This is a genomic window from Halomonas sp. LMYGS-3 (assembly GCF_059509875.1).
Map to the genome: position 1 here is coordinate 23,876 of NZ_JCAKFQ010000036.1, position 6,012 is coordinate 29,887.

General features: G+C 66.9%; 4 protein-coding genes and 1 pseudogene. 4 read left to right on the forward strand and 1 reads right to left on the reverse strand.

Translation table 11 applies throughout. The features are described 5' to 3' along the window. Positions 1-144: 144 nt before the first annotated feature. The 3 genes from AC5W54_RS20600 to hutC all read left to right on the forward strand — a co-directional run bounded on the left by AC5W54_RS20600 (position 145) and on the right by hutC (position 4,019). A complete protein-coding gene (locus AC5W54_RS20600) occupies positions 145-768 on the forward strand; it encodes a TetR/AcrR family transcriptional regulator (RefSeq protein WP_495963974.1) in 624 nt (207 codons plus the stop codon). A gap of 7 nt (positions 769-775) precedes the next feature. Then, positions 776-3,223, forward strand: coding sequence for an ATP-dependent helicase HrpB (gene hrpB, locus AC5W54_RS20605; RefSeq protein ID WP_495963971.1), 2,448 nt, complete (start codon positions 776-778; stop codon positions 3,221-3,223). Positions 3,224-3,311: 88 nt separating this feature from the next. Next, entirely contained in the window at positions 3,312-4,019 is a 708-nt protein-coding gene (gene hutC / locus AC5W54_RS20610) for a histidine utilization transcriptional repressor HutC (protein WP_495963972.1), read from the forward strand. Between the two features lie 71 nt (positions 4,020-4,090). On the opposite strand, the gene AC5W54_RS20615 is transcribed toward hutC, so the two are convergent. After that, positions 4,091-5,416, reverse strand: a complete 1,326-nt coding sequence (locus AC5W54_RS20615) for a YjiH family protein (protein ID WP_495963973.1) — start codon at positions 5,414-5,416, stop codon at positions 4,091-4,093. Between the two features lie 282 nt (positions 5,417-5,698). Here AC5W54_RS20615 and AC5W54_RS20620 point away from each other — a divergent pair. Next, positions 5,699-6,012, forward strand: a pseudogene (locus tag AC5W54_RS20620) (urocanate hydratase); the annotation flags it as partial.

The window sequence follows — 6,012 nt, forward strand, 5'->3', positions numbered from 1 at the left end:
CCCGCACATGGGTGGTGCACTATCCCGAACACTTGACCGATTCGGGGCGTCGCCCCGAATCGCCTTGGGGCAGTGAGGTTGTCGATGACGCAGTGGAGGACGCCATCCGTGAGGGGCGTGAGGGAGAAGGGCGAAACCAACGGCATGACGCGCAAGCGTAACGAGCGAGAGATCCTGGCGGCGGCCGAGCGGGTCTTTGCCCAGCACGGCTATCGCGGCGCCAGCCTGCAGGCCATCGCCGAACAGGCCGGGTTGCCCAAGTCCAACGTGCTCTATTACATGGGCAACAAGCGGGGCCTCTACGTGCGCCTGCTGGAGCGGATGATGGAGCGCTGGAATGCGCTGCTCGACGATATCTCGGTGGAGGATGATCCGGCGACAGTTCTGGAAGCCTTCATCCGCAGCAAGATGCAGCTGTCGCGCCGTCACCCCGAGGGGTCCCGCCTGTTCGCCGCCGAGATCCTCGGCGGCGCCCCCTTCCTGCAGGAGTACCTGAGCGGCGAGCTGCGCGAGTGGGTGCAGGCCCGGGCGCGGATCTTCGAGCAGTGGGCCGAGCGCGGCCTGATGGATCCGGTCGACCCGGTGTGGCTGATTTTCCTGATCTGGTCGGCGACCCAGCACTACGCCGACTTCGAAACTCAGGTGCTCGGCATCACCGGCAAGGAGGAGCTCTCCGACGCCGACGTCGAGCAGATCACCGCCTTCCTGACCCGGGTGATCCTCAAGGGCTGCGGGGTACGCTCCCGCGATGACCTCGCCGCCTCCTGAGCCCACCATGCCCCTGCCCATCGAGGCCAGGCTCGACGCCATCCGTGAGGCACTGGCGGCCCATCCCCGCGCGCTGCTGGTGGCCGAGCCCGGCGCCGGCAAGACCACCCGGGTTCCGTTGGCGCTGCTCGACGAGCCCTGGTGTCTGGGCGAGCGCCGCGGCGGCAGGCTGCTGCTGCTGGAGCCGCGGCGGGTGGCGGCGCGGCTGGCCGCGGGCTTCATGGCGGAAACCCTGGGCGAACAGGTCGGCGAGACCGTCGGCTACCGGATGCGCGGCGAGAGCCGCGTGGGGCCGGCGACGCGCCTGGAGGTGGTCACCCAGGGGGTGTTGACCCGGATGCTCCAGAACGACCCCATGCTCGAGGGCGTGGCCGGTATCCTCTTCGACGAGTTCCACGAGCGGAGCCTGGAGGCGGACCTGGGCCTGGCACTGGCCCTCGACGCCCAGACGGGGCTGCGTGACGATCTGCGCCTGCTGGTGATGTCGGCGACCCTGGACGTCGAGGCCCTGCTCGGGGTGCTGGGCGAGGAGACCCCGGTGATCGACTGTCCGGGTCGCAGCTTTCCCGTCGCAACCCGCCATTGGCCGCTCAACAGCCGTGACGACATCGTCCGCCAGCAGGCCGCGGCGGTGATGGAGGCGCTCGCACGCGAGGAGGGCGACGGCCTGGTGATTCTGCCTGGGGTGGCCGAGATCCGCCGCCTGGCCCGGGAGCTGACCTCACGAGCGACCGAGCTCGCCGTACTGGAACTGCATGGACGGTTACCTCTGGAGGCTCAGCGCCGGGCCCTGCGCCCCGATCCCGAAGGGCGCCGGCGGGTGCTGCTGGCCACCGCCATCGCCGAGTCGAGCGTCACCGTGGACGGCGTGCGTATCGTCGTCGACGCCGGTCAGGAGCGGGTGCCGGTCTTCCAGCCGCGCACCGGCCTGACCCGCCTGGCGACCCGTCGCGTCAATCGTGCCAGCGCCGACCAGCGCCGCGGCCGGGCCGGCCGCCAGGGGCCTGGCCTGTGCCTGCGGCTGTGGGCCGAGGAGCAGCCGCTCGTGCCCCACGGCGAGCCGGAGATCCGCCAGGCGGACCTCGCCCCGCTGGCCTTCGAGCTGGCGCGCTGGGGCATCACCGAACCATCGAGCCTGGCCTGGGTGACCCCGCCGCCCGCCGCGGCGCTGGCCGCCGGGCGCGACCTGCTGGTCCGGCTGGGCCTGCTGGATGCCGGGCACCGCCTGACCGCGCTGGGCCGCGCCGCCACCCGCTGGCCGACCCATCCGCGCCTGGCGGCGATGCTCGAGCGGGCCGCCGAGCTCGATGCCGTACCCTTGGCCTGTGCCCTGGTGGCACTGCTGGAGGGGCGCGAGTTCGATGCCGAGCGCGACCTGGAGCGAGCCCTGAAGGTGCGTCTGGCATCGCCGCACGACCACCGCCAGTGGCAGCGCGATGCCCGGCGCTTGGCGGCCATCGCCGGCTGCCGCCCGGAGGGGGCCAACCTCGCGCCGCTGGGGGACCTGCTGGCGCTGGCCTATCCGGAGCGTATCGCCCAAGGCCTCGAGCCGGGGCGCTTCCGGCTGGCGAGCGGCGGCCTGGCGACCCTGCCCGAGGATCACCCCCTGGCCCATGTCGAACTGCTGGTGGCCGTGGAGCTCGACGGTCAGGCCAGCGGGGCGCGGATCTTCCGTGGCGTGGCACTCGAACGGTCACGATTGGAGGCGCTCTATCCCGAGACCGCCGAATGGCGCACGAGCCTCGAGTGGTCGGACGACCAGGGCCGGCTGCTCGGCGAGCAGGTGCGTGGCCTGGGCGGCGTGGTGCTGGCGCGTCGGCCCTTCGAGACGCTGCCGCCCGAGGCGGTGAAGGCCGCCCTGCTCGAGGCCCTGCGCCGCCGCGAGCGGCTACCTTTCGATGAGGCGGCGGAGCAGCTGCGTGGCCGGGTGGCGCTGCTGTGCCGGGTGCTGGGCGACGACTGGCCCGACTGGTCGCACGCGGCGCTGCTGGCGGATCTGGAGACCTGGCTGGGGCCGCATCTGGACAGCATCACCCGGCTCGACGCCGTGGCACGGCTGCCGCTGGCGCGGCTGCTGCTCGACCGCCTCGACTGGTCGCTGCGCGTCCGGCTCGACGAGCTGGCCCCGGAGCGGCTGACGGTGCCCAGTGGCGCGTCGGTGCGCCTCGACTATGCCCCCTGCCTCGAGGGCCAGCCGCCGGTGCTGGCGGTGAAGCTGCAGGAGTGCTTCGGCTGGCAGGCGTCGCCGCGCCTCGCCGACGGCCGCGAGGCGGTGCTGCTGCACCTGCTCTCGCCGGCCCGGCGCCCCCTGCAGGTGACCGCCGACCTGGCGAGTTTCTGGGCCAACGGCTACCCGGAAGTGCGCCGCGAGATGCGCGGCCGCTACCCCAAGCACCCCTGGCCCCAGGATCCGCTCACCGCCGAGGCCACCGCCCGCACCAAGCGGCGGGGGTAGGATGAGGATGCTGGCGTCTGTCTGCCGACGCTGGCTGGTATAGTGAGGCGATGGTCTAAAGGGAACCCAGAAGGTCGGAATGTTGGATATGAAGCCATCCTATACGAGGATCAAAGACTACTTGATCGAGCAGATTGAGCAGGGAGCGTTCGCGCCTGGTGACAGAATCCCTGCCGAGAACAACCTGGCCAAGGAGTTCGGTGTCAGTCGTATGACCGCCAACAAGGCGATACGTGACCTGGTACACCAAGGGATGCTGATGCGGCGCACAGGGTCCGGTACTTATGTGGTCGAGCACAAGGCTGAGTCATCGCTGTTCGAGATCAAGAACATCGCCGACGAGATCCGGGCGCGGGGCGGCGTACATAGCAGCGAGGTCATCTGCCTCGAAGAGGTGCCGGCGCTGGATGATGTTGCCATCTTTCTGGGAGTCCAGACGGGGTCCCGGGTGTTCTACTCCGAGATCGTGCATCGGGAGAACGGTGTCAAGATCCAGCTTGAGCGGCGTCATGTGAACCCCAAACTGGCACCCGACTATCTGGAGCAGGACTTCGAGCGCCAGACCCCCAACGCCATCCTGGTGGCTCGTTACCCGGTCACCGGTGTGGAACATTCGGTGGAAGCGGTGCACCCAAGCCCCCAGGAGGCAGCGCTGCTGGATATTTCGGAGCGGGAGGCCTGTCTCAAGGTCATTCGGCGCAGCTGGTCGGGAGAGCTGTTAATCAGCTATACCCAGCTGTTGCATCCGGGCTCCCGTTACAAGCTCAACGCTCGAGTTCATACGGACTCGCTATAACGGGTTGTCGCGCCCTGACAACGCCACAGGCCATCCCGAGGGATGGCCTGTGGCGTTGTGTGCCCCTTGTTCTAACCGGCCAGGAAGAGCACCAGATAGCCTGCGGGAATCGCCAGGAATAGCCCGATGGCGGTGCGAATGAACCAGATCGCCAGCAGCTGCGGAATGGAAATGGGAATGTTGGTGGAGAGAATGCAGGGAATCGACGCCGAGAAGAACAGGATCGAGGAGATCGACACGATGGCGGTGGCGAAGCGGGCCACAAAGGAGGCCTCGGTCATCTGCAGCGCCGGCAGGAACAGCTCGGCGAGGCCAGAAGCGGTGGCCTGAGCCAGCATCAGACCGTCATCGACCCCCCAGGGCAGCACGAAGGGGTAGAGGGCATAGCCGAGCCAGTCGAACACCGGAGTATAGGTGGCCACCAGCAGGCCGATCAGCCCTACCGACATGATCGAGGGCAGGATGCTCATGGCCATCAACAACCCTTCGCGGCCATTGTCGAGCACATTGCGTTGCAGGCTCGGCGCCCGCTCGGCGGCTTCCAGTCCGGCCCACAGGGCGCTGTTGAGGCGCTCTCCCCGGGGCACCATCGGTTCGGGGTTGGCGGCGTCAGCGCTCATGCGGCTGATCGGCGGAATGCGCGCGGTAATGGCGGTGATCAGGAAGGTGATCAGCAGGGTCAGCCAGAAGTAGTGCAGCCAGGCATGCATGATGTTCAGGGTGTTCGCCACCACGATCATGAAGGTCACCGAGGCAGTGGAGAAGCCGGTGGCGATGATGGCCGCCTCACGGTTGGAGTACATGCCGCTGGTATAGACCTGGTTGGTGATCAATAAGCCAATGGAGTAACTGCCCACGAAGGAGGCCACCGCATCGATGGCGGAGCGCCCCGGCGTCTTCCATAGCGGGCGCATCAGCGGTTGGCAGATCACACCGACCAGTTCCAGCAGCCCGTAGGTGGTGAGCAGGGCGAGGAAGATGGCTCCGATGGGCACGATCAGGCTGACCGGCACCACCAGCTTGTCGAGCAGGAAGGGCAGCTTGTCGGGCTCGTGCAATAGGGTGGGGCCGGCACCGCTCATGGCCATTACCATGAAGACCACCCCGGCTACCTTGAGCAGGGTAAACACCAGATGGGTGGTGTTGCGCCGCCAACTGCCGGTGATGAAGGGGTAGAGGGCTCCGGCGGCGATCACACCCAGGGCATACCAGGGGGCCAGGTCGCCCAGCAGGCCGATGCAGTAGCGCACGAGGTGGTCCAGGAGGATGGTGGAGCGTCCGCCGATCTCGATGGGCACGAAGAAGAAGAGAATGCCGATGCCGCTGGGAATCACCAGCTTCATCAGATTCCACCAGCTGCTTTTTCTGTTCTTGGGATATTCCGCCAGTTTTTCCATGAGGGCTTCCACCGTCGTGTTGTTGTCTAGAGGTCAATATGTATATACAGCATGGACAAGATTTAGCCATTTTCAGTCCTGCGGCAAATAGACCTTAGTCTAGTCCTTCTGGCTAGAATAATTTTTACTTCCAATTAAAACAATGATATAGAGTTTAATCGAGCAATTCAGAACCTTTCCCCTCTTGACGATGCCTCGTGGAATGGTCGATATCTGTATATACAGATTGTGTGGCTATCTTGGCTGCACCAGCTTCACCACCACAACCACGAGGACGCCTTCATGACCCAGTATCAGCCCATCGACCGTGACCCGCGTCACGACCCGTCCCGCCGGATCGCCGCCCCCACCGGGCCCGAGCGCAGCTGCAAGAGCTGGCTGACCGAGGCGCCGCTGCGCATGCTGATGAACAACCTCCACCCGGACGTCGCCGAGCGCCCCGAGGACCTGGTGGTCTATGGTGGCATCGGTCGCGCCGCCCGCGACTGGCAGTGCTTCGACACCATCGTCGAGACCCTCAAGCGCCTGGAGGACACCCAGACCCTGCTGGTGCAGTCCGGCAAGCCGGTGGGCGTCTTCGAGACCCACAAGGACGC

Excerpts from the sequence above, each read along its gene's own strand:
- hrpB (WP_495963971.1), top strand. The coding sequence starts at position 776 with ATGCCCCTGCCCATCGAGGCCAGGCTCGACGCCATCCGTGAGGCACTG.
- hutC (WP_495963972.1), top strand. The coding sequence starts at position 3,312 with ATGAAGCCATCCTATACGAGGATCAAAGACTACTTGATCGAGCAGATT.
- AC5W54_RS20600 (WP_495963974.1), top strand. The coding sequence starts at position 145 with ATGACGCGCAAGCGTAACGAGCGAGAGATCCTGGCGGCGGCCGAGCGG.
- AC5W54_RS20615 (WP_495963973.1), bottom strand. The coding sequence starts at position 5,416 with ATGGAAAAACTGGCGGAATATCCCAAGAACAGAAAAAGCAGCTGGTGG.